This window comes from Dinoroseobacter sp. S76, assembly GCF_049801095.1.
Lineage (GTDB): Bacteria > Pseudomonadota > Alphaproteobacteria > Rhodobacterales > Rhodobacteraceae > Dinoroseobacter.
On record NZ_JBNAGH010000004.1, the window covers coordinates 58,883 to 84,415 of the forward strand.

At 64.2% G+C, this 25,533-nt stretch carries 27 protein-coding genes; 6 read left to right on the plus strand and 21 right to left on the minus strand.

The annotated features are described in order from the left end of the window. Positions 1 to 2: 2 nt before the first annotated feature. Positions 3 to 467 carry a Sec-independent protein translocase protein TatB gene (gene tatB, locus ACP153_RS13410; protein ID WP_424971511.1) on the minus strand — a complete coding sequence of 155 codons (465 nt, stop codon included), beginning with the start codon at positions 465 to 467 and terminating at the stop codon, positions 3 to 5. A gap of 18 nt (positions 468 to 485) precedes the next feature. Continuing rightward, a complete protein-coding gene (locus tag ACP153_RS13415) occupies positions 486 to 704 on the minus strand; it encodes a twin-arginine translocase TatA/TatE family subunit (RefSeq protein WP_424971512.1) in 219 nt (72 codons plus the stop codon). Between the two features lie 182 nt (positions 705 to 886). Between ACP153_RS13415 and ACP153_RS13420 the strand changes: the two genes are divergently transcribed. Then, positions 887 to 1,567, plus strand: coding sequence for a helix-turn-helix transcriptional regulator (locus ACP153_RS13420; RefSeq protein WP_424971513.1), 681 nt, complete (start codon positions 887 to 889; stop codon positions 1,565 to 1,567). Here ACP153_RS13420 and ACP153_RS13425 read toward each other — a convergent pair. The 3 genes from ACP153_RS13425 to ACP153_RS13435 form a co-directional block, all read right to left on the minus strand. After that, positions 1,564 to 2,646: an ABC transporter ATP-binding protein gene (locus ACP153_RS13425; protein ID WP_424971514.1), complete on the minus strand. Its 1,083-nt coding sequence runs from the start codon at positions 2,644 to 2,646 to the stop codon at positions 1,564 to 1,566. The genes ACP153_RS13420 and ACP153_RS13425 overlap by 4 nt on opposite strands. A gap of 51 nt (positions 2,647 to 2,697) precedes the next feature. Next, positions 2,698 to 4,080 (minus strand): sodium:proline symporter, encoded by a 1,383-nt coding sequence (locus ACP153_RS13430; RefSeq protein ID WP_424971515.1) that lies wholly within the window; start codon positions 4,078 to 4,080, stop codon positions 2,698 to 2,700. Between the two features lie 117 nt (positions 4,081 to 4,197). Beyond that, on the minus strand, positions 4,198 to 4,977 hold the full coding sequence (locus ACP153_RS13435) for an SDR family oxidoreductase (protein WP_424971516.1): 780 nt from the start codon (positions 4,975 to 4,977) through the stop codon (positions 4,198 to 4,200). 140 nt (positions 4,978 to 5,117) lie between these two features. On the opposite strand from ACP153_RS13435, the gene ACP153_RS13440 reads away from it, so the two are divergent. Next, positions 5,118 to 5,969: a universal stress protein gene (locus tag ACP153_RS13440; RefSeq protein ID WP_424971517.1), complete on the plus strand. Its 852-nt coding sequence runs from the start codon at positions 5,118 to 5,120 to the stop codon at positions 5,967 to 5,969. Here the strand turns inward: ACP153_RS13440 and ACP153_RS13445 are convergent. After that, positions 5,966 to 6,712 (minus strand): lipase family protein, encoded by a 747-nt coding sequence (locus ACP153_RS13445; protein ID WP_424971518.1) that lies wholly within the window; start codon positions 6,710 to 6,712, stop codon positions 5,966 to 5,968. The two genes, ACP153_RS13440 and ACP153_RS13445, sit on opposite strands and share 4 nt — an antisense overlap. Positions 6,713 to 6,720: 8 nt before the next feature. Further along, on the minus strand, positions 6,721 to 7,071 hold the full coding sequence (locus ACP153_RS13450) for a SnoaL-like domain-containing protein (protein WP_424971519.1): 351 nt from the start codon (positions 7,069 to 7,071) through the stop codon (positions 6,721 to 6,723). A gap of 150 nt (positions 7,072 to 7,221) precedes the next feature. Here ACP153_RS13450 and ACP153_RS13455 point away from each other — a divergent pair, with 150 nt between their 5' ends. From ACP153_RS13455 to ACP153_RS13465, 3 genes are read left to right on the plus strand one after another with little or no spacing between them, the layout of a single operon-like run. After that, positions 7,222 to 7,413 carry a hypothetical protein gene (locus tag ACP153_RS13455; RefSeq protein WP_424971520.1) on the plus strand — a complete coding sequence of 64 codons (192 nt, stop codon included), beginning with the start codon at positions 7,222 to 7,224 and terminating at the stop codon, positions 7,411 to 7,413. 42 nt (positions 7,414 to 7,455) lie between these two features. Next, positions 7,456 to 9,063, plus strand: a complete 1,608-nt coding sequence (locus ACP153_RS13460; protein ID WP_424971521.1) for a peptide chain release factor 3 — start codon at positions 7,456 to 7,458, stop codon at positions 9,061 to 9,063. Between the two features lie 22 nt (positions 9,064 to 9,085). Continuing rightward, positions 9,086 to 9,670, plus strand: a complete 585-nt coding sequence (locus tag ACP153_RS13465; protein ID WP_424971522.1) for an exopolysaccharide biosynthesis protein — start codon at positions 9,086 to 9,088, stop codon at positions 9,668 to 9,670. Between the two features lie 2 nt (positions 9,671 to 9,672). Here the strand turns inward: ACP153_RS13465 and ACP153_RS13470 are convergent, their stop codons facing one another. Continuing rightward, the gene (locus tag ACP153_RS13470) at positions 9,673 to 10,998 is read right to left on the minus strand and encodes an esterase-like activity of phytase family protein (protein WP_424971523.1); all 1,326 of its coding nucleotides are present in this window, start codon (positions 10,996 to 10,998) and stop codon (positions 9,673 to 9,675) included. A 221-nt stretch (positions 10,999 to 11,219) separates the two neighbouring features. Between ACP153_RS13470 and ACP153_RS13475 the strand changes: the two genes are divergently transcribed. Next, positions 11,220 to 12,680, plus strand: a complete 1,461-nt coding sequence (locus tag ACP153_RS13475) for a DEAD/DEAH box helicase (RefSeq protein WP_424971524.1) — start codon at positions 11,220 to 11,222, stop codon at positions 12,678 to 12,680. Positions 12,681 to 12,719: 39 nt separating this feature from the next. On the opposite strand, the gene ACP153_RS13480 is transcribed toward ACP153_RS13475, so the two are convergent. From ACP153_RS13480 to nuoH, 13 genes are all read right to left on the minus strand, one after another. Then, positions 12,720 to 13,349 (minus strand): DVUA0089 family protein, encoded by a 630-nt coding sequence (locus ACP153_RS13480; RefSeq protein WP_424971525.1) that lies wholly within the window; start codon positions 13,347 to 13,349, stop codon positions 12,720 to 12,722. A 108-nt stretch (positions 13,350 to 13,457) separates the two neighbouring features. Next, on the minus strand, positions 13,458 to 15,128 hold the full coding sequence (locus tag ACP153_RS13485) for a ribonuclease J (RefSeq protein WP_424971526.1): 1,671 nt from the start codon (positions 15,126 to 15,128) through the stop codon (positions 13,458 to 13,460). Then, positions 15,128 to 15,898 carry a type III pantothenate kinase gene (locus ACP153_RS13490; protein ID WP_424971527.1) on the minus strand — a complete coding sequence of 257 codons (771 nt, stop codon included), beginning with the start codon at positions 15,896 to 15,898 and terminating at the stop codon, positions 15,128 to 15,130. Before ACP153_RS13490 ends, ACP153_RS13485 begins: the two co-directional genes overlap by 1 nt. Before the next feature lie 17 nt (positions 15,899 to 15,915). Next, entirely contained in the window at positions 15,916 to 16,671 is a 756-nt protein-coding gene (locus ACP153_RS13495; RefSeq protein ID WP_424971528.1) for a biotin--[acetyl-CoA-carboxylase] ligase, read from the minus strand. After that, the gene (gene nuoN / locus ACP153_RS13500; protein ID WP_424971529.1) at positions 16,661 to 18,100 is read right to left on the minus strand and encodes an NADH-quinone oxidoreductase subunit NuoN; all 1,440 of its coding nucleotides are present in this window, start codon (positions 18,098 to 18,100) and stop codon (positions 16,661 to 16,663) included. Before nuoN ends, ACP153_RS13495 begins: the two co-directional genes overlap by 11 nt. An 11-nt stretch (positions 18,101 to 18,111) precedes the next feature. Continuing rightward, positions 18,112 to 19,659: an NADH-quinone oxidoreductase subunit M gene (locus ACP153_RS13505; RefSeq protein ID WP_424971530.1), complete on the minus strand. Its 1,548-nt coding sequence runs from the start codon at positions 19,657 to 19,659 to the stop codon at positions 18,112 to 18,114. Beyond that, positions 19,659 to 21,752 (minus strand): NADH-quinone oxidoreductase subunit L, encoded by a 2,094-nt coding sequence (gene nuoL, locus ACP153_RS13510; protein ID WP_424971531.1) that lies wholly within the window; start codon positions 21,750 to 21,752, stop codon positions 19,659 to 19,661. The genes ACP153_RS13505 and nuoL overlap by 1 nt, the downstream gene beginning before the upstream one ends. A 4-nt stretch (positions 21,753 to 21,756) precedes the next feature. Further along, positions 21,757 to 22,062 carry an NADH-quinone oxidoreductase subunit NuoK gene (nuoK, locus tag ACP153_RS13515; protein WP_012177998.1) on the minus strand — a complete coding sequence of 102 codons (306 nt, stop codon included), beginning with the start codon at positions 22,060 to 22,062 and terminating at the stop codon, positions 21,757 to 21,759. Between the two features lie 82 nt (positions 22,063 to 22,144). Beyond that, entirely contained in the window at positions 22,145 to 22,639 is a 495-nt protein-coding gene (locus ACP153_RS13520; protein WP_424971532.1) for a hypothetical protein, read from the minus strand. 96 nt (positions 22,640 to 22,735) lie between these two features. After that, positions 22,736 to 23,350 (minus strand): NADH-quinone oxidoreductase subunit J, encoded by a 615-nt coding sequence (locus ACP153_RS13525; protein WP_424971533.1) that lies wholly within the window; start codon positions 23,348 to 23,350, stop codon positions 22,736 to 22,738. After that, positions 23,347 to 23,757 carry a carboxymuconolactone decarboxylase family protein gene (locus tag ACP153_RS13530; RefSeq protein WP_424971534.1) on the minus strand — a complete coding sequence of 137 codons (411 nt, stop codon included), beginning with the start codon at positions 23,755 to 23,757 and terminating at the stop codon, positions 23,347 to 23,349. The genes ACP153_RS13525 and ACP153_RS13530 overlap by 4 nt, the downstream gene beginning before the upstream one ends. Further along, positions 23,754 to 24,248, minus strand: coding sequence for an NADH-quinone oxidoreductase subunit NuoI (gene nuoI / locus ACP153_RS13535; RefSeq protein ID WP_424971535.1), 495 nt, complete (start codon positions 24,246 to 24,248; stop codon positions 23,754 to 23,756). Before nuoI ends, ACP153_RS13530 begins: the two co-directional genes overlap by 4 nt. Positions 24,249 to 24,250: 2 nt before the next feature. After that, complete coding sequence (gene nuoH, locus ACP153_RS13540) at positions 24,251 to 25,288, minus strand: NADH-quinone oxidoreductase subunit NuoH (RefSeq protein ID WP_424971536.1); 1,038 nt, start codon at positions 25,286 to 25,288, stop codon at positions 24,251 to 24,253. Between the last annotated feature and the right edge of the window lie 245 nt (positions 25,289 to 25,533).

The following is a 25,533-nucleotide window of genomic DNA, read 5'->3' on the forward strand; positions in this document are numbered from 1 at the left end:
GCTCAGGCTTTGTCGGTGGTGGGCGGCTCGGAGGGCGCAGGCGTCGGGCTCTCGGCTGCCGGGGCAGCGGCCTCTGCCGCCTTGGCCGCGGCCTCCTTGTCGAGCCGCTCCTGCGCGTGCTTGGCGCTGACCTCATGGATCTTGCGCGCCGCTTCCGCCCGCTCCTTGGAGAGTTTCGAGGTGTTCGAGCCGGGCTGCCACTTTTCAAAGGACGAGGCCGCATCCTCAAGCCGGTCGATCCCCATCTTCTTGGGGTTCGCCGCATCCTTGAAATCCTTGGCCATGTCCTTCACGCCGCTCTCATTGGCCGCGTCATCCATGGCGCGACTGAACTCGCGCGCCATGCCCCGCATCTTGCCCGTGAACCGCCCAAGCGTGCGGAACAGTTTGGGCAAGTCCTTGGGCCCCACGACGATCAGCGCAACCACGCCAACCACCATCAATTCGGTCCAGCCGAGATCGAACATCCTGCGATCCGATCCGGATCAGGCTTTGTCTTTTTCGGTCTCGGTCTCGGGCGTCACATCGCGCGCCACTTCGGCCGTATCCTCGAGCTCTTCCTTGCCTTCGGCCACGCCCTTCTTGAAGGAGGTGATGCCCTTGCCGACCTCGCCCATGAGCGAGCTGATCTTGCCGCGCCCGAAGAGCACGAGGACCACGATGGCAATGAGGAGAAGGCCGGGGAGACCGATATTGTTCAGCATGTCTTTGACTCCGTTAGATCGGCGCGCCCGCAGCGACGCGCGTGTTGCACCCAGAGCTAGGCAAGAGCATCGGGGAAGAAAAGCGGCAAATGCCTCTGCCGCCTCCGGGGCCTGAGATTTGCGGCGCTGCTCCCATGGATGGAGGAATTGCCGAACCACTCCTGACAGTTTAATGTCAGGATATGTCCCTTTCCCCCCCCTCTTCCCGCGCCCTGCGGTTGCAGGCGCTGATCGTCGCGCTTCAGGACGGGGCCACCCATGTGGCGTCCGAGCTCGCGTCCCGGTTCGGCGTGACCGAACGCACGATCTATCGGGATATGGAGCGGCTGCAGGCCGAAGGCGTGCCCATTGCCGGGCGCCCGGGACAGGGTTTTCGGATGACGGCGGAGATCACCCTGCCCCCGCTGGCCCTGTCGCGCAGCGAGCTTGAGGCATTGCATCTGGGCCTGTCGATTATTGGCGAGGCCGGGGATGCCGATCTGCGCGCTGCCGCCGAAAGCCTGTCACAACGGCTCGACGCGGTCCTGCCCGAGGATGGACAAACGGCGGGGGCGGTCTGGGGCTTCACTCCGACCCCCACGGGCACGCAGGCGCGGCATCTGGGGTTTCTACCCACCTTGCGCGCGGCACTGCGCGGACGGCAGAAGCTCTCGGTCATGCGCGCTGGCATGCCTCACCGGATCCGGCCCCTCGCGCTGGATTACTGGGGGCGGATCTGGGTGTGCGGGGCCTGGTGCGAGACTTGCAACCAGTTCCACGAGCTACGCCTCGATGAGATCACGGATGTGGAGGTTCTGCGCGCCCTCTTCGTGGATGAGCCGGGCAAGGACGTGGCCGCTCTGCGCGCCGCGCGCACCGGCTAGGCCGGGAAGACGAAGCAGCGATCCCGCCGCAAGGACAGCCAGAGCACCGTGCCGGGCTTCGGCATGAAGACCCCCGGCACCTTGGCCTTCAGCATCACATCGTCGAAATCCATGCGGAACTCCACGAGGCTTTCCGCCCCCATGAAGCGCGCACGCTGCACGGTTCCTCGGGCGGGCGTGCCATCCTGCGGTGTGGGCAGCGGGCCCTTGCCACTGCGGTCGAAATCGATGCGCAGATGCTGGGGCCGGATCGCGATCTCCACCCGCTGGCCATTGGGCACACCGGGGGCGAGGAACTGGCCAAAGGGCGTCGCGGTCAAAGCCCCCTCGACCACGCCGGAGATCACATTGATATCGCTGAAAAACGCCGCCGCCGCCTTGTCCACCGGCGCGTTGTAGACGTTATAGGGCGCGCCCTCCTGCACGATCCGCCCCCCGCGCATGAGCGCGATACTGTCGGCCATCCGCATGGCCTCCTCGGGCTCGTGGGTCACCAGCAGAACGGCCGTCCCCTCATCCTTGAGCACTTCGAGCGTGTCGTCGCGGATCCCGTCGCGCAGGCGGTTGTCGAGGCCCGAGAAGGGCTCATCCATCAACATCACCCGCGGACGCGGCGCGAGGGAGCGGGCCAGTGCCACGCGCTGCTGCTCACCCCCCGATAGCTGATGCGGGTATTTCTCCGCATCCGCCGCCAGCCCAACCCGTTCGAGCAGTTCAAGCGCGCGGCTCCGTTTGGCCTTGCGGCTGCCCTGCAAGCCGAAACCCACATTATCCGCGACGCTTAGATGCGGAAACAGGGCAAAATCCTGAAACATCAGACCGATAGAGCGCTCTTCCGGTGGCAGGTGGATCATGTCCGACGAGACCGTCTCGCCATCCACCACGAGGGTGCCTTCGGTCTGGCGATCGACCCCGGCGATGATCCGCAAAGTGGTGGATTTCCCGCAGCCCGACGGGCCCAAGAGGCAGGTTACCTGCCCCGGCATCACGCTCAGCGAGACATCATCGACGACCCGGCGGCCTTGGAATTCCCGCACGAGGTTCGAGACCTGGAGCCTGGGGACAGTCGTGTTTTGCAAAGGGGGCGCCTCAATCCCGAAGATTTTTATCGGGATTGAGGCGTAACAGCGTTACTCCGCCGCCGCAAGCGGACGGACGCGCGCACCGTAGAGCACGGCGGCAAAGCCAACCACGAGCACCGCGATGCAGATCACCAGAAGCTGGTCGTATTTATGGGCATCGGGCAGGATCGCCGCAAAGAATTCCGAGCCGCGCAGGAAGTAGGCCGCCGCGCCGAGGATCGCCGCGCCGAAGGCCACGAGATAGGACCAGAGCGGGATCTGCCGCTGCATCACGAGCCCCACCACCAGCACCGGCGTAAGGAACATCGAGGCCGTGCCGCTGACCGCCACCGCATCAAAGAGCGAGCTGTTGCCCCAGAGCGTCAGCCCCGCGCCCAGCACCATGAAGGCCACCATGGCGATGCGCCCCCCCGTAAGGCTGCGCGGCAGGATGCGGAGCTCTTCCACGGTGACGCGGGCGGCAGAGCTCAGGGCGGAATCGAGTGTGCTCAGGGCCGAGATCAGCAACGACAGCATCAGTGCCGCCCAGATCCAGCCCGGGAACATGGTCGCCCAGGTGCCCAGCAGCTGTCCCTCATACTCGGCGCCCACGAGACTTGCCTGAATGCCGAACATCCCGAACCCGACAATGCAGAGAACCGAGATCCAGAAAGCATGGAGGAAGGACCATTTGGTGGTCTTTTCATCCGCAAGAAAGCCGCGATCCATCATCACCGGATCATGGGCGGGGTAGGAAAAGACCTGCAGCGCGGCCACGGCGAGCAGGATCCAGCCCTGACGCGCGCCGGAGCTGCCCTCTGCGGTCATGACAGCGCTGAAGGAGAAGTCCGGGCTCAAGACGAGAGCCACAAAGGCGATGCCGAAGACGACAAGGAAGAGCAGCATCTGCACCACATCCGTGCGCAGGGCCGCCGACAGCCCGCCCCAGGCAGAATAGGCGAGCCCCAGCACCGCCACGGCGATCACGGCCACGGTCCCGGCCCCTGCCTCAGGCAAAAGTGCATCAAAGATCAGCCCGACCACCAGCAGGTTGGCAAAAACCTCGGACAGGAGCCGCAGGGCAATCACCACGTTATAGGTGCCCTGCCCCGTGCGCCCGAAACGCTGGCCAAGCCAATCCTGGATCGATCGTCCGCCGCGCGCACGGATCCGCGCCACGATGAAGCCGCCCGACAGGAAGGATCCGTAATAGGCCGCATAGGCAAGCGTGCCCGGCATGCCGTAAAAGTAACCCAGAATGGCAGCATTCATCAGCGAGCGCGCAAAGATCCAGGTCGTCACCTGGCTGAGCACGAGGGTCCAGAGCCCCGGTGCCGCGCCCGAGGCACTGGCCCCGCCGAAGAACCCTTCGACACTGGCGCGACGCGGGGCGACCGCCACGCTGGCCGCGGCCACCAATACGAAGGCAAGTGCCACATAAATCGTCATCATTCCCGATGTTCCCTGTCTGTCAGTCCTTGTTTCAGGGCTAACAGCGCGCGCGTCTCGACAAAAGTGTCAAGCGCTTGCGGCCACGGGAATGTGAGCCGAACGTGACAGGGATGCCGCCTAGACGGTCGCGACGACGGCGCCGCCATCCAGCAGGATATTCTGCCCCACGATAAAACCCGCATGCTGAGAGCAAAGGAAGGCGCAGGTTGCCCCGAACTCCTCGGGCGTACCGTAGCGTTTGGCCGGGATCGAGGCCTCGCGCGTCTTTCGTGCCTCATCCATGGTCACGCCGGTCGCCTTGGTCACGGCGGTGTCCAGCGAAACCGCCCGATCCGTATCATGGATCCCCGGGCAGAGATTGTTGATCGTCACCCCGTGCTCGGCCACTTGCCGCGAGGTGCCCGCCACATAGCCCGTCAGGCCCGTCCGCGCCGCATTGGACAGCCCAAGCTGTGGGATCGGCGACTTGATCGAGGAGGACGTGATATTGACCACCCGGCCCCATTTCCGCGCCATCATCCCCGGCAGGAGCGCCTTCATCAGCGCGATCGGCGTCAGCATATTGGCATCGAGCGCCTGAATGAAATCCGCGCGGTCCCAATCGGACCAGAGGCCCGGCGGCGGCCCGCCCGCATTGGTCACAAGGATGTCCACATCCCCCGCCGCGGCCAGAACCTCCGCCCGGGCGCCCTCATCGGTGATGTCCCCGGCCACCGCTGTCACCGGAACGCCGTGAGTGTCGCGCAGATGCTGGGCCGTTGCCTCTAAGGCCTCGGTCCCGCGGGCATTGATCGTCAGGGCGACGCCGGCCTCGGCCAGTGCTTCGGCACAGCCGCGCCCAAGCCCCTTGGACGCCGCGCAGACCAGCGCCCGTTTGCCGTGAAGTCCCAGATCCATCTCGCACCCTCCCATGGTCTCTTGTCTCGCAGACCTAGCGGCCAAAAGCGGGCAAGCCAAGCGCGGTTTTGATCCGGGTCAACTTCACGCCTCGGAGACTCGGATAGACTGATCCCATCCAGAAGAGAGCGGAGGATGCGATGGACTCGATCTGTGTGGCGACCGACCTGCATGGGGATGCGGACCGGGCTCTGGCACGGGCAGCGCAGCTGGCGCAGGCCCATGGCGCGAGGCTTTGCGTGGTGTCGGTTCTGCCGGATGCGGCACAGGATGCGGAGGTTGCGGCCCGCGAGGCGACGCTGAAGGCCATGATCGGTCAGCGACCGGAATACCCGGACCTGACGGTGGAGATCGTGGTGGCCACGGGGGATCCCGTCACGGAGGTGCACCACGCGGCCACCCGGTGCGGTGCGGATCTCGTCGTGCTCGGCCCCCACCATCAGGGCGGGCTTCTGGACAGCATGCGCCTGACCACGCTCGAAAAGCTCGTGCGCGCGGCGCCAAGGCCGGTGCTTCTGGTGACATCGCCGGTGGAGGCGCCCTATGCCAGCATCCTGGCGCCCGTGGATTTCTCGGAGGCGTGTGCGGCCGCGGTCGCTGCGGCGCGCGCGCTTGTGCCCCGGGCGCAGGTGCGGCTTCTGCACGCAGTGGGCGTGCCCTATCAGACCGTGGTCGCCGCCCCCGGCGCTGTGGGGGAGATCACCCAGATGGTGGATCCCAAACCCTTTGTCGATGACGCTGCCGAGCAGGCGCGCAGCTGGCTCGCAGCCCATCCCGGGCTGACGGACCTCAGCCCGCCGGAGCCGGATACGGTCGCCTTGCCGCGGCTTGTGGAGCTCGCTCTGGCCACGGAGCCCGCGGATCTGGTCTGTCTCGGGGGCCATACCAAACACGGGATCCTCGACCGCATGCTCGGCAGCTTTACTGCGGACATGGTGCGCAAACCGCCCTGTGACCTGCTGATCGCACCCGCCGCGCCCGAGGCGGCCTAGACCGCCGCGAGCCGGGCCAGATAGGCGGTCATCGCGTGGTTGCGCGGCGTGGTAAAGAGGTTCAGCGGAAACCGCCCCTCGGACGTCCAGCCCCCTGCCTTGGCGAGGTAGCTGGGCGTCTCGCAATGATCATAGCCAAAGAGGTCTTGGGGCAGGCGTGTGACCCCGTCCCCGATCCCGACGATCCGATGGACGGGGATCTTGCGCGTGGTGTCGAGATGCGCGCAAAGCGCCCGATTGCCAACCCGTGGCTGCCCGAAACTCAGGACGGTCGCCTGTCGCGCACGGGCGCGACGCAGCAGCTCCACTGCGCTGCAAAGGGCAAGCGCGCCGCCCTGACTGTGCCCGCAGAAGAGAACGGGCTTGCCCTGAATCCGACCGATCAGTTTGTCGATGGCCGCGCGAGCCTCATCAGAGAACCCGCGATGGACCCGCGCATTGGTGGCCACGGGAATGTCCTGCAGCGCAGCCTTGAAGTTCAGCGCCCAACTGCGCAGCCAAGGCCCGGAGCTCCCGGGCCGGAGGGAGCCACGAAAGGCCACGATGAATTCGTCGGGCCGCTCGATCCAGGTGTAGCGCACGAAATGCGCGCCCTGCCCGACCGTGTGGGCCTGCAGCGCATCGGGAAAGAGATCTCCCACCGCCACAGGACCGGAGAGTTGATAGACCCGCTCCGACAGGCGCGCCAGACGGAGGAGCTCCGCCTGATCCGGGCGCGCCTGGGATGTTCTTGATGCGGCCATGGGCACGCTCACATGGTGTAGTAGAACTCTTCGCGGGAGATCTTGCCATCGGTGACCGTATAGATCGCCACCTCTTCCATGGGGAACTCGTTGCCGCTCGCCTTCTCGCGGATCAGGGACTTATAGACCAGCGCGAAGCGGTCATCGCCATGGAGATGCGGCCCCTCGATCGTGCCGGAGATGAACTCCATCTCCGATTCCCACCAGGCATGCTTGGCGCGGATCCCGTCGAGCCCCACGGTCTCGGGGCTGTCCGAACCGGGCATGCAGGTCGCCTCCACCGAGACGCAGTCTTCGGCATAGTGATTGTCCAGCAATGCGCCCGTTTCATTCGTTTCATTGGCCGTTTTGACAGCCATGGCAATCTCTTTCAGGTCCATGTGAAACCCCCTCATGTTCTATTAATGTTCTCAGCATGACCCGAGTCGCCATATCCGGTCAAGGCCAGCGTTAACCTTCTTCGTAGATCAGCAAAGCTCGGCTAGGATAGGCGCAGAGGAGGACCAGACATGACAGATGACCCGATCCCGCAGGCCGATGCGCCCGACCCCGCCACCACGAGCCCGATCGTGGAAGAGGTCGTCACCTCAAGCTGCACCTGGAATGGCGAGACCTATCCCGAATGGTACAAGACTTGCCGCAATGGCCGGGTCTACCAATGCCTCGACGGGCGCTGGCGGAACACCGGCAACTCCTGCTAGGGGCGGCTTCCCTTCGGACGGGGGCGCGGCTATATGCGTGCCATGCTGGACCGCACCCATAACGCCCCCGACCTGCCGCCCGAAATCGGGCGTCGCCGCACCTTTGCGATCATCTCGCACCCGGATGCGGGCAAGACGACGCTGACCGAGAAGTTCCTCCTCTATGGGGGCGCGATCCAGATGGCGGGACAGGTCCGCGCCAAGGGCGAGGCGCGGCGCACGCGGTCGGACTTTCTGGCCATGGAAAAGGACCGGGGCATCTCCGTCTCGGCCTCGGCCATGTCCTTTGATTACAAGGATTTTCGGTTCAACCTGGTGGACACGCCGGGCCACTCGGATTTCTCCGAGGACACCTATCGCACCCTGACGGCGGTGGACGCGGCCGTGATGGTGATCGACGGGGCCAAGGGTGTGGAAAGCCAGACCCAGAAGCTCTTTGAGGTCTGCCGCCTGCGCGACCTGCCGATTCTGACCTTCTGTAACAAGATGGACCGGGAAAGCCGCGACGTCTTCGACATCATCGACGAGATCCAGGAGAACCTTGCGATCGACGTCACCCCGGCAAGTTGGCCCATCGGGATGGGGCGCGACTTTCTCGGCTGCTATGACCTGATCCATGACCGGTTGGAGCTGATGGACCGGGCCGACCGCAACAAGGTCGCCGAAAGCATCGAGATCAACGGGCTGGACGATCCGAAACTGGCCGAGAACGTGCCGCCTGAACTGCTCGAGAAGTTCCTGGAAGAGGTCGAGATGGCGCGCGAGCTGCTGCCGCCATTGGACCCACAGGCCCTGCGCGACGGGACGCTGACCCCGATCTGGTTCGGCTCGGCGATTAACTCTTTCGGCGTCAAGGAACTGATGGACGGGATCGGCCAATACGGGCCCGAGCCGCAGATCCAGCCCGCCGAGCCCCGCCAGGTCAGCCCGGATGAGAAGAAGGTCACGGGCTTTGTTTTCAAGGTGCAGGCGAACATGGACCCCAAGCACCGGGACCGCGTGGCCTTTGTCCGCATGGTCTCAGGCCATTTCAAGCGGGGGATGAAGCTGACCCATGTGCGCTCGAAAAAGCCCATGGCGATCTCGAACCCGGTGCTGTTTCTCGCCTCGGACCGGGAGCTCGCCGAAGAGGCCTGGGCGGGCGATATCATCGGCATTCCGAACCATGGCCAGTTGCGGATCGGCGATGCTCTGACCGAGGGCGAGGCGATCCGGATCACCGGCATCCCCTCCTTCGCGCCGGAGCTGTTGCAGACCGCGCGGGCGGGCGATCCGCTCAAGGCCAAGCATCTGGAAAAGGCCCTGATGCAGTTTGCCGAGGAAGGTGCTGCCAAGGTGTTCAAACCTGCCATCGGCTCGGGCTTCATCGTGGGCGTGGTCGGGCAGTTGCAGTTCGAAGTGCTCGCCAGCCGGATCGAGCTGGAATACGGGCTGCCCGTGCGGTTCGAACCCTCGCAATTCACCTCTGCCCGCTGGATCAGTGGCGCGAAGGAGGCCGTGGACAAGGTGCAGGCCGCCAACACCCAGCACATCGCCTTCGACCATGATGGCGACCCGGTGTTTCTGACGCGGTTGCAATGGGATATCGACCGGATCGAGCGGGATTACCCGGACCTGACCCTGACCGCGACCAAGGAAATGATGGTGTGAGCCGCGCGGGCGGGCCGCCGGGATGAGCGACCGCCCGGCGCAAGATACGCCGTTTCTGAGCCTGCTCGACGCGCTGGAACATGCGCTCGGGCAAGAGGCGCCCTCCGTCGGGGCCATCGTGGATGTGCTGGGTGTGCGCGGTCACGGACCGATCATCGCGCTGCTCGCCACCTTGATGATCCTGCCGCTTGGGATGATCCCCTTCATGCCCGCCATTGCCGGGATCGCGCTGGCCCTGTCGGGCTTTGCGCTGGCCATCGGGGATGAGCGTGTCTCTCTGCCGGGCTGGTTGCGCAGGGTAAAACTACCGCCAGCCCCGCTGCTGAAGGCTTTGCCGACCCTGCGCCGCGCGGCGGATCGGCTGTCGCGCGTGATCCGGCCCCGGGGGCTCTGGATCCTCGAGATCTGGCTTGTGGAGTTTGCCATCGCGCTCTGTCTGGCGCTGGTGGGCGGGGTGATCATCGTCTTTGGCGCCATCCCGGGCCTGCCCTTTTTGCTCTGCCTGCCGGTGCTGCTACTGGGGCTCGGGATGACCGCCGGGGATGGCTGGGTAACGGCCCTGGCCGTGGCCGCGATCCTGGGGACCGCGGCCAGCGTGATCTGGTAGCGTCAGCGCGCCGAAAGCAGTTCCGGCACGTGGAGCCGGATGATCTCGTTGCTGTCGGCGACGCCGAGCTTGCGCCCCGCCGAAAAGGGCAGGTTGTTGTCGTTGGAGACGAGGATGTGTTCGTCGCCGTCGCGGATGACGCTCTCGATGGTCACGAAGGGGAAGGCAAATCGGCCCTCGGGCACATTGCCATCGGTCTCGAGCCGCGCCAGCCCATCCGGATCTGCGATATCCATCAGGTCGATCTGCGCGATCCGCGCGACGAACCCGTCATCGCCAATCTCGGACGTATCGATCAGGGTGATCTTCTTCACCCCTGCCGGACGGGCAAAGCAGCTCTCGGTCTGACCCTCGGCACAGGCGAGGCTCGGATGTCCCTGCCCGCCATCACGCTCGATGACCAGGGCACGGGTCTCGTCGATGAAGTTGAAATCCCCGATGGCCACGGCCCCATCGGTGAGCGCAAACTTGAAGCTCTGCCCGGTCCAGTCGCGCGCCTCGGGATCAAAGGCCAGCACGCGGAGGAAGTCGCCCTCGCTCTCGCCGGTCGCGGCCAGGAGCGGCTTCTCAAGCATCCCCCAGAGCGTGCCATCGGGTGCGAGCGCCAGCCCCTCGTAGCCCCCCGAACGCGGCAGGGTCCAATCCACACCCGCCTCCGCCGGGATGCGCAGCGCGGGATGATCCGGGGAGCGAACCTCCTGCCCCTCCAGCATGGTCGGGAAGACGCCCGTGACCACCCCATCGAGGGTCAGCTCGATCAGATAGGGCCCAAACTCCTCGCCGATATAAACGCGGTCGCCGACCACCTGCATCCCTTCGAGGTCGAAATCCGCGCCGGTCAGATAACGCTCCTCGGTGGCCTCATGGACGATCCGGAACGGCACGAGACCCTCGGGATCGCGCAGCCAGACCCGCTCCAGCACGTCAATCTCACCCCTGTCGAAATCCGGCGCGATCCGCGTGAAGGACAAGAGGATGTCCGAACTGTTCGCCTTGGAACCATAGCCATTGTCGATCAGCGCATAGAGGCTGCCATCCTCGGCGCGGGTCTGGGCATAGCCCGAAAACCCCTGAACCGGCTGGCCAAAAAACGGGCGCGCAAGCCCGTTGCGCGGTGCCAGGCTCTGCGGCTCCCGGACGGGCGTGGCCCCGGCTGTGAAGCGGCCCGAGATCCATGTCTCGGCAGGCGCATCCGCGGGCGGCGCGGAAAAGGTGAAGGCCGGCAGAACCGCATGGCCTGCAAGCGTGGCGCCCACCTGATCCTGGGCAAGGGCGGGGGTGACCGCAAGCAAGGCGGCCATAGCGGCAGAAGTCGCAAAACGTGTCATTCTCGTGTCTCCCTGTGGCGAGATGCCGGCACCCTGCCCCGGCTCTGCGACACGGAGTTGTCGATCCGGTAACACTTGCACGACACCCTGCGGCAGCGCAGCATTTGACCCCCAGATGGATTTGAGCTATGTCCCCGTCATCCTTGTGGATAACCGCCCGCGGACGCTCAGAGATCGCGTCCTCACCCCCTACGGTCCGATGCCGTAAATCATGGACGCATATGACGAAATTTTCTGACCTGGACCTCGATCCAAAGGTTCTCAAAGCCATCTCTGAAGCCGGGTACGACACCCCGACCCCCATTCAGGCCGAGGCGATCCCGCCCGCCCTTGAAGGGCGCGATGTTCTGGGGATTGCCCAGACCGGCACCGGCAAGACCGCCAGTTTCACCCTTCCGATGATCACCATGCTGCGCAAAGGCCGGGCCCGCGCCCGCATGCCGCGCAGCCTTGTGCTGGCCCCGACACGGGAGCTGGCCGCGCAGGTCGCGGAAAACTTCGACATCTATGCCAAGCATACAAAGCTGACCAAGGCGCTGCTGATCGGTGGGGTCTCGTTCAAGGAACAGGACCTGCTGATCGACAAGGGTGTCGATGTTCTGATTGCGACGCCCGGGCGTCTGCTCGACCATTTCGAGCGCGGCAAGCTGATCCTCACGGATGTAAAGGTCATGGTTGTCGATGAGGCGGACCGGATGCTCGATATGGGCTTCATCCCCGATATCGAGAAAATCTTTCAGCTCACCCCGTTCACCCGGCAGACCCTCTTCTTCTCGGCCACCATGGCACCGGAGATCGAGCGGATCACCAACACCTTCCTCAGCAACCCCGCGCGGGTTGAGGTCGCGCGCCAGTCCACCACCTCGGACACGATCACCCAGGGCCTTGTGCAGTTCAAACCGTCGCGCCGCGACCGGGCCACGGCCTTCAAGGAAAAGCGTGACATGCTGCGCGCCCTGATCGAGCGCGAGGGCGAGGAGTGCCGGAACGCGATCATCTTCTGCAACCGGAAGATGGATGTGGATGTGGTCGCGAAATCGCTGATCAAGCACGGCTACAACGCCGCGCCGATCCATGGCGATCTGGAGCAGAGCCAGCGGATGAAGACCCTCGACGGGTTCCGCGATGGCACGCTGCGCTTCCTTGTGGCCTCCGATGTGGCCGCCCGTGGCCTCGACATTCCGAATGTGAGCCATGTGTTCAATTTCGACGTGCCGAGCCATTCCGAGGATTACGTCCACCGGATTGGGCGCACAGGCCGCGCTGGCCGCAAGGGCACCGCGCTGATGCTGGCGGTTCCGGCGGATGACAAACTGCTGGCCGCGATCGAGGATCTCGTGAAACTGGAGATCCCGCGCGTGGAAGCGCCTGAAGTTGCCCGCCGCGAGCCGTCCCGTAGACGTTCGAGCGAGAGCGCGAATACCGATGAGGCGCCGAAGCGGACACGCCGCTCGCGCAGCCGCGCGAAGCCTGCGCCGGAGCTGGCGGAAACCTCTGTGGAAGAGGTCGACGTGATCGAGCCGCCTATCCCGGACGCCGTGCTGCCCAGTGCGAAACCGGCCGATGCGCCGCGTCGCGGTCGCAAGGGCCGTGGCCGCGACACTGGTCCGGCCCAGGTGGGCATGGGCGATCACGTGCCGGACTTCCTGCTCCGCAGCTTCGCCGAGCGCAACAGCGGCTAATCCCGGCGCGCGCCCCGAACCGGGGCGCAGCCGTTCCGGTCAGACGCGCTTGCGTCCCAGCATCCAGATCCCAAGCATCCCGCTTGCCAGTAGGGGCAATGCGGGTGGCGCCGGGATCGGCGCGAAAGGCACGGCCCTCTCCACATTCTCGAGGATCACAGCCCAGTCGGACGTCCGATTGGCCCCGGTCGTGTCACAGAACTGCCCGTTGGAGCAGCCATAGGCCGCGCCTGTACCAAAGGGATCCGTCACAGAGAACTCCCCGAGAAAAGAGTCGCCGAGGGACCGGTTCGGATACTGGCTGATGACCAGGTAGTAGCTCCCGGCCGGTGTGAGAGCGTCGAGTTCGAAAATCGCATCATAGGACTGGCCCGTGATCGGGTCGGGTATGACCGTCCCGGAGGCATCATCATCGCGATCGCCAAAATAGGCTCCGCTGCTCTTTTGAAACACGGTCAGAACCGGATCGAACCCGCCCGGATCGATCACGGTCCCATCGGGCAGCATGCCGCCCCCATAGGACACGGTTCGCAGCACCGTGTTGCTGTTCGCGGTGATCGTGAATTCGATGATCGCGACGCTGCTGTCATCGGCCAGTTGCCCGGAAAACCCAATGCTTGCCGCCTGCGCGGCGCCCAGGCTCAGGCCCAACGCGGCCAGGCTCGTCATCCATAACCGTCTCATCTTGCGCATACCCTCCAACCCGGCAGGCGCAACACGCGCGCCCGCTTGGATCAAGAGTATCGCAAATTGCGAATCCGGGAAACAGTCTCGACGCTACTCCGCCATCAGGCGCGAGATCAGCACGGTAACCTCGGGGCGACGGCCCAGCTCGGTCTGGCAGATATGGCGCACGGCCCGGGTCACCGCCTCGTCGAGCTTGGCGTCATCATCGAGGGTCTTGCGATTGGCGCGGATCAGGGTCTGACCGACCTCGTATTCCACGAGCTCCTGCATATCCGCCTTGCTCGCACCGATCTCGGGCAAACCGCGCAGCTCGGCCCAGGCATCCTCGATCGGGTCATCCCCTTCATCGATGATGATCGCCACGACCACATGGCCGTTCAGCGCCAGTTTGATCCGGTCGCGGACCACCCCATCAAACGCGCCCACCAGCACGGAGCCATCGAGATAGGTTCGCCCTGTTTCGACATATTCGGCCACGCCGGGCTTGTTGCCGCTGAGCACGACCATGGAGCCGTTCGGCGCAAGGATCCCCGTGCGGCCATTGCCCTCGGCCAGCCGCGCATGGGCGCGCAGATGGCGATGCTCGCCATGCATGGGCACAACCAGTTTCGGGTTCACGATGCGGTGCAGCTCCAGCAGGTCAGGCCGGTTCGCATGGCCCGAGACGTGATAGCGCCCCCCCTCGTCATCGACGAGATCGACCCCCTTCTCGCTGAGCGCGTTCATGATCCGCGCCACGCCCTTTTCATTGCCGGGGATGGTCTTGGAGGAGAAGACAAAAAGATCCCCTTCCGCCAGCTCGAACCCGAGATACTTGCCTCGCGCCAGTTGGGCGGAGGCGGCGCGCCGCTCCCCCTGACTGCCGGTGACGATCAGCATCAGGTTCTCGCGCGGGATTTCCGACGCCGCTTCGGGCGCGACCGTGGGCGGGAAATCCGTGAGCACGCCGCTCTCGACCCCGGCGGTCACCATGCGTTTCATGGCCCGGCCCAGCAGGACGACGGACCGGCCCGCTTCGCGACCGGCCTCTGCCAGAGACTGGAGGCGGGCGATGTTCGACGCGAAGGTCGTGGCCACGACCATGCCCCCCGCCTCGGCCACGAGCGGCTTCAGCTCAGGGGCCACATCGGCCTCGGACCGGCCCGGCTTGGGGGAGAAGACATTCGTGCTGTCGCAGACGAGCGCCAGCACCCCATCCTTGGAGATGTCGCCCCAGAGCCCGGGGTCAAAGGCCTCGCCAACGATCGGCGTCGGGTCGAGCTTGAAATCGCCCGTATGGATCACGCGGCCTGCCGGGCTGTCGATCACAAGCCCCGCCGCCTCGGGGATCGAGTGCGACACGGGCAGGTAGGAGACCTTGAAGGGCCCGGCCTCGATCACCTCGGGATAGGCGCCGACGATGCGGACCTCCTCGGGATCGAGCCCCTTTTCGTCCATCTTGCGCTGCGCAATCGCGCCGGTGAAGGGGCGCGCATAGACCGGTGCCTTGAGCCGCGGGTGCAAAAGACCAAGCCCGCCCACATGATCCTCATGGGCATGGGTGATGAAGATCGCTTCGAGCTGATCGGCCCGCTCGGCCAACCAGGAGACATCCGCCGTGATCAGATCGACGCCGGGCGTGCTGTCCATATCCGGGAACGCGACACCAATATCCACAAGGATCAGCCGCTCGCGCCCGGCCTCTCCATACCCATACACATAGGCATTCATCCCGATCTCACCCGCGCCACCGAGGGGGAGATAGATCAATCGCTCAGCCATTACGCCTCTCTATTATGGGCATTGATCGTGACGAGCCCTTGCATCGTCAGATCATCCACCCACGCGTCAAACAAATCTGCGCCTTGCGCAAAGAGGGGGGCGAGCCCGCCCGTCGAGATCACCTTCATCGGTCGATCCCGCTCGGTCCGGATCTGCGCACAGATCTCCCGGACCAACCCCACATAGCCCCAGAACACACCCGATTGCATACATGCAACCGTATTCGTGCCAATCACGGTCTCGGGCTTGGAGACATCCACATGGGGCAGCGCCGCCGCCGCATTATGCAGCGCTTCGAGGCTCAGATTGACCCCGGGCGCAATCACTCCGCCGATATAGGCACCATCCTTGGCCACCACGTCAAAGGTCGTGGCGGTGCCGAAATCCACCACGATCAGGTCGCCGCCAAACTGCGTATACCCCGCCACGGTGTTGACCAGACGGTCCGGGCCCACCTGCGTGCCCTCATCCACGCGCACATCCACAGGCAGATCACAGCCCGCCTTGCCGACAACCAGCGGGCGGCAATTGAAGTAGCGATCACACAGGACACGCAGGTTGAACACCACGCGCGGCACGGTCGAGGAGATGATCACCTCGGTAATCTCGACCTCGAGCTTCTGCATCTGCATCAGGCTCGAGAGCCAGACGTAATACTGATCGGCGGTCCTTTGATGCTCCGTTGCGGTGCGCCAGACTGCGATGAACTCGGTGCCGTTATGGATGGCAAAGACCGTGTTGGTATTGCCGCAATCGATTGCCAGAAGCATGGGCTGCTCCTTTCGTGTCAGAAATAGACATCCGCCGCTGGCAGGTGCAGCGGTCCGGAGCCTGTGGTCAGGATCAAGGCGCCGTCCGGGCCGATCCCTTCGAAGGTGCCGTGGAACTCATCCGTCAATGTGCGCGCGCGGATCGGCGCACCGAGATGGGCGGCGGAGGCGAGCCATGCGGTGCGGATCGGCTCAAACCCGTGGGTCGCGAAGCTCGCCTCGCGCTTGGCATAGCAGGCTGCAAGCAGGTCGAGGAATTCTTCGGGGCTGATACGGATGCCGGTCTCTCCGGCGACCGAGACCGGCGCGAGCGCGCCCGGCTCGACATCTCCGGGCGGTGGAGCTTCGGCGAGGTTCACGCCAATGCCGATGGCGAGGGTGAGCGCGCCCACCTGCCCCGTTGTCTCAAGCAGGATCCCCGCGAGCTTGCCGCCATTGAGCAGCACGTCATTGGGCCATTTCAGCGCGAAGGCCTCGGGCCGTCCGGTGGCGAGCACCAGCGCATCCCGCAGGGCAAGTGCCGTCACGAAGGAGCGTAGGGCCACGAGATCCGGCGTCTCGATGGGACGCATCACGAGCGTGCCGGCGAAGTTCCCCTCCGGGTTCGCCCAGGCCCGTCCGCGCCGCCCGCGGGCCGCTGTCTGACGTTTCGCCAGGATCCAGGTCGGACCGGAGATCTCCGAGGCGATCCGCATCGCCTCGGCATTGGTACTGTCGACCTCGTCCAGGATCCGCTTGGCGACCCCGGCGGGCCAGCTCAGGTCAGCGGACAAGCGATTCCGCTGCCGCCAGCGCCATGCCCTCGACCCCGAAGAAGTTCACGATCCCTGCCAGCATGATGATCGCCGAGACCATCAGAAAGCCGTATTGCACCATGGGCATCCCGCCCTCGAGCGCGTCGGTCTCCTTGCCGAAATACATGAAGTAGACGATCCGCAGGTAGTAGAACGCGCCGATTACCGAGGCGATCACACCGGCAATGGCCAGCCATGTCAGGCCCCCATCCACGGCTGCGAGCAGCACGGTATATTTGCCAAAAAAGCCCAGCAGCGGCGGAATGCCCGCGAGACTGAACATCAACAGCAGCAGCGCCATCGCCTTGGTCGGCTCCTTGCTGGCGAACTGGTTCAGGGACGAGATCGAGGTGACGGCGACGCCGTCTTTCTCCATGGACAGGATGAAGGCGAAGGTGCCGATATTCATCGTCACGTAGATCGCCATGTAGATCAGCATCGCCTGCACGCCCTCGACCGTGCCCGCCGCGAGCCCCATCAGGGCAAAGCCCATATGCGCGATCGAGGAATAGGCCATCAGGCGCTTGATATCCGTCTGCCCGATCGCGGCGATCGCCCCGAGGAACATGGAGATCACGGCGAGGAAGGCGACGATCTGCTGCCAGTCGCCCACATAGCTGCCGAAAGCGTCATGGACGACCCGCGCGAAGAGAGCCATGGCCGCAACCTTGGGCGCGGTGGCAAAGAGCGCAGTGATCGGCGTGGGCGAGCCCTCATAGACATCCGGCGTCCACATGTGGAACGGCGCGGCGGAGACCTTGAAGGCCAGGCCCGCTGTCAGGAAGACGAGGCCAAAGAGCAATCCGAGGGAGATCCCCTCCTCGCCCGCCGTGGCGATGATGCCCGAGAAGAGCGTCGTGCCCGCATAGCCATAGGTCAGGCTGGCCCCATAGAGCAGCATGCCCGAGCTCAGCGCGCCGAGGACGAAGTATTTCAGGCCCGCCTCGGTGGAGCGTGTGTCATCGCGATGCAGCGAGGCCACCACATAGAGCGAGAGCGATTGCAGCTCGAGCCCCATATAGAGCGCCATCAGATCGCCCGCGGAGACCATCATCATCATCCCGATCACCGAAAGGGCGATCAGGATCGGATATTCGAACTTGAGGATCCCGAGCTTGGCCATGTGGTCCTGGCTCATGATCAGGATGGCCGCCGCCGAGAGCAGGATCGTCACCTTGGCAAAGCGCGCAAAGCCGTCATCGACGAACATGCCGCCGAACGCCGTCCGGTCCCCCGCGCCCGAAAGCGCGATCCAGAAGCCGAGCACCACGAAGACCGCCGCAGTGAGCCAGGTCAGGAACGGCGCCGTGCGGTCCTTGCCCGTATAGACGCCGAACATCAGCGCCCCCATGGCGAAGATCGCCAGGGCAATTTCCGGCATGACGACCGAGATATTTTGGGAAATCATGGCTCAGATCCTCAATGTGCAGCGCCAGCGACCATGGTGGCAGGCTCGAACGCCTCCACCTGCGCGGTGTATTGGGTCAGCATCCCCTCGACGGAGGGGCCGATGATGTCGGTGACCAGGCTCGGATAGACCCCCAGCAGGATCGTCATCACGATCAGCGGAGCAAAGATCGCCCGCTCCCGCAGGGTCATGTCGGAGATGGTCTTGAGGCTCTCCTTGATCAGATCGCCAAAGACGACCCGGCGATAGAGCCAGAGCGCATAGCCCGCCGACAGGATCACGCCCGAGGTTGCCACGAAGGCCACCCAGGTGTTGACCTGGAAGACGCCGACCAGGGTCAGAAACTCGCCCACGAAGCCCGAGGTGCCCGGCAGGCCCACATTGGCCATGGTGAAGAGCATGAAGACCAGCGCATAGGCGGGCATCCGGTTCACGAGGCCGCCATAGGCGTCAATCTCGCGGGTGTGCATCCGGTCATAGATCACGCCCACGCAGAGGAAGAGCGCGCCGGAGATGAAGCCGTGGCTCAGCATCTGGAAGATCGCACCATCCACGCCCTGCTGGTTCGCCGCGAAAATCCCCATGGTCACGAAGCCCATATGGGCGACCGAAGAATAGGCGATCAGCTTTTTCATGTCCGACTGCACCAGCGCCACGAGCGAAGTGTAGACAATCGCGATGGCCGACATCCACAGCACGAGCGGTGCCATGATTTCGGAGCCCACCGGGAACATCGGCAGAGAGAAGCGCAGGAAGCCGTAGCCTCCCATCTTCAGCAGGATCGCGGCCAGCACCACGGAACCCGCGGTCGGGGCCTGCACGTGGGCATCGGGCAGCCAGGTATGGACAGGCCACATGGGCATCTTCACCGCAAAGCTCGCGAAGAAGGCCAGCCAGAGCAGCACCTGCATCCCGCCGATGATATGGATCCCCAACACGTCGATCGTGCCGGTCGAGAACTGGTGGTTCAGCAGGGTCGGAATATCCGTCGTGCCCGCATCCACATACATCGCGATCATCGCGACCAGCATCAGCACCGAGCCGAGCAGCGTGTAGAGGAAGAACTTGAAGCTGGCATAAATCCGGTTCGCCCCGCCCCAGATGCCGATGATCAGGAACATCGGGATCAGGCCCGCCTCGAAGAAGAGGTAGAAGAGCACCATGTCCAGCGCGCAGAACACGCCGATCATCAGCGTCTCGAGCACGAGGAAGGCGATCATGTATTCCTTCACCCGCGTCTCCACCGTCCAGCAGGAGGCGATGGTGATCGGCATCAGGAAGGTCGTAAGCATGACAAACAGGATCGAGATCCCGTCCACGCCCATCTTGTAGGTCAGGCCGAGCACCCAGGGACGCTCTTCGACGAACTGGAACCCGGTATTCTGTGGATCGAACCCGGCCAGCAGGAAGAGCGACAGCACGAAGGTCGCCGAAGTCGCGATCAGCGCCAGCCATTTGGCATTGCGCTGTGCTGCCTCGTCATTGCCGCGCAGGAAGACCGCAAGGATCAGCGCCGCAACCGCCGGAATGAAGGTGATGATGGAAAGGAGGTTGTCCATTACTCTGCTCCGCCCCCGATCATCATCCAGGTGATCAGGATCGTGATGCCCAGCACCATGGCGAAGGCATAGTGGAAGAGGTAGCCCGACTGCGCCCGGCCCGCGAGCCGCGTGATGAAGGGAATGATCCCCATGGCCAGCCCGTTGATCCCGCCATCGATGGTCGCGCCGTCCCCTTTGGTCCAAAGGAAGCGACCGATGGCCTTGGCGGGTTTCACGAAGACCGCGTCATAGATCTCGTCGAAGTACCACTTGTTGTAGATGAAGTTGTAGACCGGCCAGAGCGTCTCCGCGAAAGTCTTGGGCAGGCTCGGCTTGTGGATATAGAAGAGGAAGCTCAGCCCGAGACCGATCAGCATGGCCACGAAGGGGCTCAGCTTGACCCATTTCGGAACCTCATGGGCGTCCGCCATGACTGTGTTGTCCGGCGCCATGTAGAGCGCGCCCTCACCCGGCTGCCCGGCAAAGACATAGTGATGTTCGCCGTGGCCGTGATCCTCGGCATGATCGTCGCCGTGGCTGTCCCCATGGCCCTCTTCGCTCTGCTCTTCGGCGTAAGGCACACCATAGAACTTGCCGACCTGATCCGTGTGGCCAAAGAAGCTGCCGTACCAGATCGCCCCGGCAAAGACCGACCCAAGGGCCAGAACACCCAGCGGGATGAGCATGACCTTGGGGCTCTCATGGGCGTGCTCATGGGTGTGCTTGTCCCCGCGCGGCTTGCCGTAGAAGGTCATGAAGATCAGGCGCCAGCTGTAGAAGCTCGTCATGAGGGCGGCGATCACCAGCATCCAGAAGGCGTACATATGCGCCGGGTTGGTGCCGGCAAAGGCGCTCTCGATCACCGCGTCCTTGGAGGCAAAGCCCGCGAAACCGATCCAGCCCGTGAGCGGGATCCCGACACCGGTGATGGCCAGCGTACCGATCATCATGGCGCCAAAGGTATAGGGGATCTTCTTCCGCAGCCCGCCATAGTTCCGCATGTCCTGCTCATGGTGCATGGCATGGATCACCGAGCCTGCACCGAGGAAGAGCATCGCCTTGAAGAACGCGTGGGTGAAGAGGTGGAACATGGCCACCGAATAAGCGCCCACACCGGCCGCGACGAACATGTAGCCCAGCTGCGAGCAGGTCGAATAGGCGATCACACGCTTGATGTCGTTCTGCACCAGACCCACGGTCGCCGCGAAGAAGGCGGTGGTGGCCCCGATAAAGGTGACAAAGGTCATCGCGTCCGGCGCGAATTCCATGACCGGCGACATGCGGCAGACGAGGAAGACGCCCGCGGTCACCATGGTCGCCGCGTGGATCAGGGCCGAAACAGGCGTCGGGCCTTCCATGGCGTCCGGCAGCCAGGTGTGCAGGAAGAGCTGCGCCGATTTTCCCATCGCCCCGACGAAGAGAAGGAAGGCCAGCAGGTTCGCCGCGTTCCACTCGGTCCAGAGGAAGTGGAGTTGTGTTTCCGCCAGTTCCGGAGCCGCCGCGAAGATATCCGAGAAGGCAACGCTGTCGGTCAGGTAGAACAGCCCGAAAATGCCCAGGGCAAAGCCGAAATCCCCCACCCGGTTGACGATGAAGGCCTTCATGGCCGCTGCCCCGGCAGAGGGCTTGCGCCAGTAGAACCCGATCAGAAGGTAAGAGGCGACGCCCACGCCTTCCCAGCCGAAGAACATCTGCACCAGATTGTCGGAGGTCACGAGCATCAGCATCGCGAAGGTGAAGAAGCTGAGATACGCGAAGAATCGCGGCTTGTAGGTCTCTCCCTCGCGCCATTGCGGGTCGTGATCCATGTAGCCGAAGGAATAGAGATGCACGAGCGCCGAGACCGTGTTCACCACGATCAGCATGATCGCCGTCAGCCGGTCGAGGCGGATGGCCCAATCGGCGGCGAGCGACCCACTTTCGATCCAGCGCAGAACCTGGATCTGCTCGGTCGTGCCGTCAAAGGTGAAGAACACCACCCAGCTCAGCAGGGCCGAGAGGAAGACAAAGCCGGTGGAGACGATCATCGCGGGCTTCTCGCCCACGAATTTCCACCCGAAGCCACAAACCAGCGCGCCGATCAGAGGGGCAAAGAGGATAATCGTTTCCATGTGCTCAGCCCTTCATGTTCGAGACGTCTTCGACCGCGATCGTTCCGCGGTTGCGGAAGAAGCAGACGAGAATGGCGAGGCCGATGGCCGCCTCCGCCGCCGCAACGGTCAGCACGAAGAGCGTAAAGACCTGCCCGACCAGATCCCCGAGAAAGGCCGAGAAGGCCACGAGGTTGATGTTCACCGCCAGCAGCATCAGTTCGATCGACATCAGGATGACGATGACGTTCTTGCGGTTCAGGAAAATCCCGAAAATGCCAATGACGAACAGCGCTGCGGCCACCGTCAGGTAATGCTCAAGTCCGATCATACTGTCTCTCCCGTCCCGCGAGCATCCGGTGCTCCGGTCCGATGGGGCACGCGGCGCGCCCATTGCATCCAAAATCTCTCACTCATTGCAGAGCCTCCGAAAACGGCGCCCAACCGGACCGGGCCTGCGGATAGGCCGCTGCGCAGGCGCAGGGCTCGTCACTCAGCATCTCGATCCGGGTATCTCGTCCGGTATGGCGCAGCGCGCCTTCGAGCCGGTCCAGATCAAAGAAGATCGGATCGCGGCCCGCATGGGTGTCGAGCACGCGGGTCACCGCTGGGGTCCGATCAAAGGGAGCTCGTTCGCTGATGCGTTCCTCGGCAGCGCGGGTCACCAGCGCCCGACCGGTCTCACACTCCGCCACCACGTAATCCGAGAAGGTCCCTTCCTGGGACCACCAGACCCGGTAGAGCACACGGCCATCGCCAAGGTCGCGATGACCATCCTCGCCCCCATGGGAGATATGCGTCGTCCGGGTGCACGCAGCCAGATCCAGGGCATTCGCCATGGGCACGCTGGCTCCGAACAGGGCCATGGCGGCCCCGGCCTGGCGCAGCATCTGGTGTCCTTCGACCATTCTGTCCCTCGGTCGTTGCTCTCTGGGCCGGTTCGGCCCCGTTCGTCTCGCGCGCCGCCCCGGTTGGCCGGGATCAGCGCAGGTCCATCGGGCGGGTTAGAGCCCCTGCCCCGGCTTCACATCCTTGAGCTCCATGGCCGTGGCCGGATCGCGATGCATCTGGGCGATCACGTTCTGGCGCTTCACGTCCACGCGGTGGCGCAGAGTCAGCACGATCGCCCCCACCATGGCCACCAGCAGGATCAGCCCCGCTGCCTGGAAGAGCAGGATATAATCGTCATAGATCAGCTGCCCGAGCGCGGCGGTGTTCTGCACCTCGTTCAGGTCCGGCGCCACGGCGCCCCGCTGGGCCAGCGCCTCGGGCGAGAAGGTCCAGTTCCCGAAGACCATCACCAGCTGCATCAGCAGGATGATCCCGATCAGGGCCGCCATGGGGATGTAATTAGCCATCTCGGCCTTCAGCTCGGCGAAATCCACATCGAGCATCATCACCACAAAGAGGAAGAGCACCGCGACCGCGCCCACATAGACGATGATCAGGAGCATCGCGACGAACTCGGCCCCGAGCAGCACGAAGAGGCCCGCCGAAGACAGGAAGGCCAGGATCAGCCAGAGGACCGAATGCACCGGGTTGCGCGCGAGCGTCACGAAGAGCCCCGCCGTCACCACGGTCAGCGCAAAGAGATAGAAGGTGATATCCGCGACGGTCATTCCTGATCCTCCTCGCTGGTCTCATCCAGCACCTCGGTGGCGAGTTCCATCGCCTTGGTCATGGCTGGGATGCCGCTGAACATGGCCATCTGGCCAATGGTTTCGGCGATCTCCTGCTTGGTCGCGCCGGCCTCGACCGCGTGGCGCACGGTCATGCGGATCTGTGCCTCGGCCTGGGCGCCATGGACGGTCAGCCCGCCCAGGGTCAGCAGAAGCCGGGTCTTGCTGTCGAGCCCGCCGGGATTGAAGGTCTGCCCCATCATGGCTTCCATGACTTCGGCAGGCACGGTCGGCCAGAGCTTCTCGAACCCGCGGGGCGTAAAGCTCTCCAGAGCCGGGTTCATCGCCTTGGCCCAGGCCTGGGACTGCTCCATCAGGGCAGCGAAGGGGTTCGGCGTATCGGTCATCGGTAGGGCGCGTCCATCTCGAGGTTGCGGGCGATCTCGGCCTCCCAGCGCGCGCCGTTCTCCAGAAGCTTCTCCTTGTCGTAGAAGAGCTCCTCGCGGGTCTCGGTCGCGAACTCGAAATTCGGGCCTTCGACAATGGCATCCACCGGGCAGGCTTCCTGGCAGAAGCCGCAATAGATGCATTTCGTCATGTCGATGTCGTAGCGGGTCGTGCGGCGCGAACCGTCATCGCGCGGCTCGGCATCGATGGTGATCGCCTGGGCCGGGCAGATCGCCTCGCAAAGCTTGCAGGCGATGCAGCGCTCTTCCCCGTTCGGGTAGCGGCGCAACGCGTGCTCGCCGCGGAAGCGCGGGCTGAGCGGGCCTTTCTCATGGGGGTAGGCGATCGTCGCCTTGGGTTTGAAGAAGTACTTAAACCCGAGCTTGAAGCCCGCGAAAATGTCCATCAGCAGGAAGTACTTGGCCGCGCGGGTGTAGTCCATCTGCGCCATGGTCAGCCTCCGATTGCCCAGCGGGCATAGGCCCCGCCGAAGAGTTCAAACTGCGCCGCGAAGGCCACGAACACGACCCATGCGAGGGAGAAAGGCAGGAACACCTTCCAGCCCAGCCGCATGAGCTGGTCGTAGCGGTAACGCGGGACGATGGCCTTCACCATCGCGAAGAGGAAGAAGAAGATCGCCATCTTGCCCACCATCCAGATCGGACCGTCCGGCAGGAACGGGATCGGGGAAAGCCAGCCGCCGAAGAACAGCAGGGTCATCAGGGCGCACATCAGGAAGATCGCGATGTATTCGCCCGCCATGAAGAGCAGGAACGGCGTCGAGGAATATTCCACCTGATAGCCCGCCACGAGCTCGGACTCCGCTTCTGGCAGGTCGAAGGGCGGGCGGTTCGTCTCGGCCAGCGCCGAGATGAAGAAGAGGAACACCATGGGCAGATGCGGCAGCCAGTACCAGCTGAAGAAGCCGAAGGACCCGTCCTGCGCCGCGACGATGTCGCCAAAATTGAGCGAGCCCGTGGAGAGGATCACCCCGATGATGATCAGGCCGATCGACACCTCGTAGGAGATCATCTGCGCCGCCGAGCGCAGGGAGCCGAGGAACGGGTATTTCGAGTTCGACGCCCAACCGCCCATGATCACGCCGTAAACCTCCAGCGAGGAGACAGCGAAGACATAGAGGATGGCCACATTGATATCCGCCAGCACCCAACCGTCGTTGAACGGGATCACCGCCCAGGCGATCATCGCCAGCACGAAGGAGGTCATCGGCGCCAGCATGAAGACCGGCTTGTCGGCGCCCGCGGGCACCACCACTTCCTTGACCACGTATTTCAGCGCGTCGGCCACCGTCTGCAGCAGGCCAAAGGCGCCGACCACGTTCGGGCCCCGGCGCATCTGAACCGCGGCCCAGATCTTGCGGTCGCCATAGACGAGAAAGAGCAGCGAGACCATCACGAAGCCCAGCACCGCAAGGCATTGCGCAATGATGAGCACGGCAATGCCCGGTCCAGTGGAAAAGAAATCAGCCATGTTTCCTCACATCGCCCCTTTTCGGGTCGGACAGGGTTCGGGGCCCCGCCTGATCCCCTTTATTGCGTCGGATCTCGTCGGTCAGGCCGGCCAAAATCCCTCGTTGCGGTGCAGCGTCAATATACGGGTGTAAACCGTATCCCGCCTGCCTTGACCATCCCTCAGACCCGGGTTGTGCGGACTTGTCGCGCACTTTTCGGTCGAGATGGTTTGCCCTGTGATCACAAAGGATCCCGCGGGCTTGC

What these genes read in the sequence shown, in the direction of transcription:
- tatB (WP_424971511.1), bottom strand. Translation starts at nt 467, where the DNA reads ATGTTCGATCTCGGCTGGACCGAATTGATGGTGGTTGGCGTGGTTGCG.
- ACP153_RS13415 (WP_424971512.1), bottom strand. Translation starts at nt 704, where the DNA reads ATGCTGAACAATATCGGTCTCCCCGGCCTTCTCCTCATTGCCATCGTG.
- ACP153_RS13420 (WP_424971513.1), top strand. Translation starts at nt 887, where the DNA reads ATGTCCCTTTCCCCCCCCTCTTCCCGCGCCCTGCGGTTGCAGGCGCTG.
- ACP153_RS13430 (WP_424971515.1), bottom strand. Translation starts at nt 4,080, where the DNA reads ATGATGACGATTTATGTGGCACTTGCCTTCGTATTGGTGGCCGCGGCC.
- ACP153_RS13435 (WP_424971516.1), bottom strand. Translation starts at nt 4,977, where the DNA reads ATGGATCTGGGACTTCACGGCAAACGGGCGCTGGTCTGCGCGGCGTCC.
- ACP153_RS13440 (WP_424971517.1), top strand. Translation starts at nt 5,118, where the DNA reads ATGGACTCGATCTGTGTGGCGACCGACCTGCATGGGGATGCGGACCGG.
- ACP153_RS13445 (WP_424971518.1), bottom strand. Translation starts at nt 6,712, where the DNA reads ATGGCCGCATCAAGAACATCCCAGGCGCGCCCGGATCAGGCGGAGCTC.
- ACP153_RS13450 (WP_424971519.1), bottom strand. Translation starts at nt 7,071, where the DNA reads ATGGCTGTCAAAACGGCCAATGAAACGAATGAAACGGGCGCATTGCTG.
- ACP153_RS13455 (WP_424971520.1), top strand. Translation starts at nt 7,222, where the DNA reads ATGACAGATGACCCGATCCCGCAGGCCGATGCGCCCGACCCCGCCACC.
- ACP153_RS13460 (WP_424971521.1), top strand. Translation starts at nt 7,456, where the DNA reads ATGCTGGACCGCACCCATAACGCCCCCGACCTGCCGCCCGAAATCGGG.
- ACP153_RS13465 (WP_424971522.1), top strand. Translation starts at nt 9,086, where the DNA reads ATGAGCGACCGCCCGGCGCAAGATACGCCGTTTCTGAGCCTGCTCGAC.
- ACP153_RS13470 (WP_424971523.1), bottom strand. Translation starts at nt 10,998, where the DNA reads ATGACACGTTTTGCGACTTCTGCCGCTATGGCCGCCTTGCTTGCGGTC.
- ACP153_RS13475 (WP_424971524.1), top strand. Translation starts at nt 11,220, where the DNA reads ATGACGAAATTTTCTGACCTGGACCTCGATCCAAAGGTTCTCAAAGCC.
- ACP153_RS13480 (WP_424971525.1), bottom strand. Translation starts at nt 13,349, where the DNA reads ATGACGAGCCTGGCCGCGTTGGGCCTGAGCCTGGGCGCCGCGCAGGCG.
- ACP153_RS13485 (WP_424971526.1), bottom strand. Translation starts at nt 15,128, where the DNA reads ATGGCTGAGCGATTGATCTATCTCCCCCTCGGTGGCGCGGGTGAGATC.
- ACP153_RS13490 (WP_424971527.1), bottom strand. Translation starts at nt 15,898, where the DNA reads ATGCTTCTGGCAATCGATTGCGGCAATACCAACACGGTCTTTGCCATC.
- nuoN (WP_424971529.1), bottom strand. Translation starts at nt 18,100, where the DNA reads ATGATTTCCCAAAATATCTCGGTCGTCATGCCGGAAATTGCCCTGGCG.
- ACP153_RS13505 (WP_424971530.1), bottom strand. Translation starts at nt 19,659, where the DNA reads ATGGACAACCTCCTTTCCATCATCACCTTCATTCCGGCGGTTGCGGCG.
- nuoL (WP_424971531.1), bottom strand. Translation starts at nt 21,752, where the DNA reads ATGGAAACGATTATCCTCTTTGCCCCTCTGATCGGCGCGCTGGTTTGT.
- nuoK (WP_012177998.1), bottom strand. Translation starts at nt 22,062, where the DNA reads ATGATCGGACTTGAGCATTACCTGACGGTGGCCGCAGCGCTGTTCGTC.
- ACP153_RS13520 (WP_424971532.1), bottom strand. Translation starts at nt 22,639, where the DNA reads ATGGTCGAAGGACACCAGATGCTGCGCCAGGCCGGGGCCGCCATGGCC.
- ACP153_RS13525 (WP_424971533.1), bottom strand. Translation starts at nt 23,350, where the DNA reads ATGACCGTCGCGGATATCACCTTCTATCTCTTTGCGCTGACCGTGGTG.
- ACP153_RS13530 (WP_424971534.1), bottom strand. Translation starts at nt 23,757, where the DNA reads ATGACCGATACGCCGAACCCCTTCGCTGCCCTGATGGAGCAGTCCCAG.
- nuoI (WP_424971535.1), bottom strand. Translation starts at nt 24,248, where the DNA reads ATGGCGCAGATGGACTACACCCGCGCGGCCAAGTACTTCCTGCTGATG.
- nuoH (WP_424971536.1), bottom strand. Translation starts at nt 25,288, where the DNA reads ATGGCTGATTTCTTTTCCACTGGACCGGGCATTGCCGTGCTCATCATT.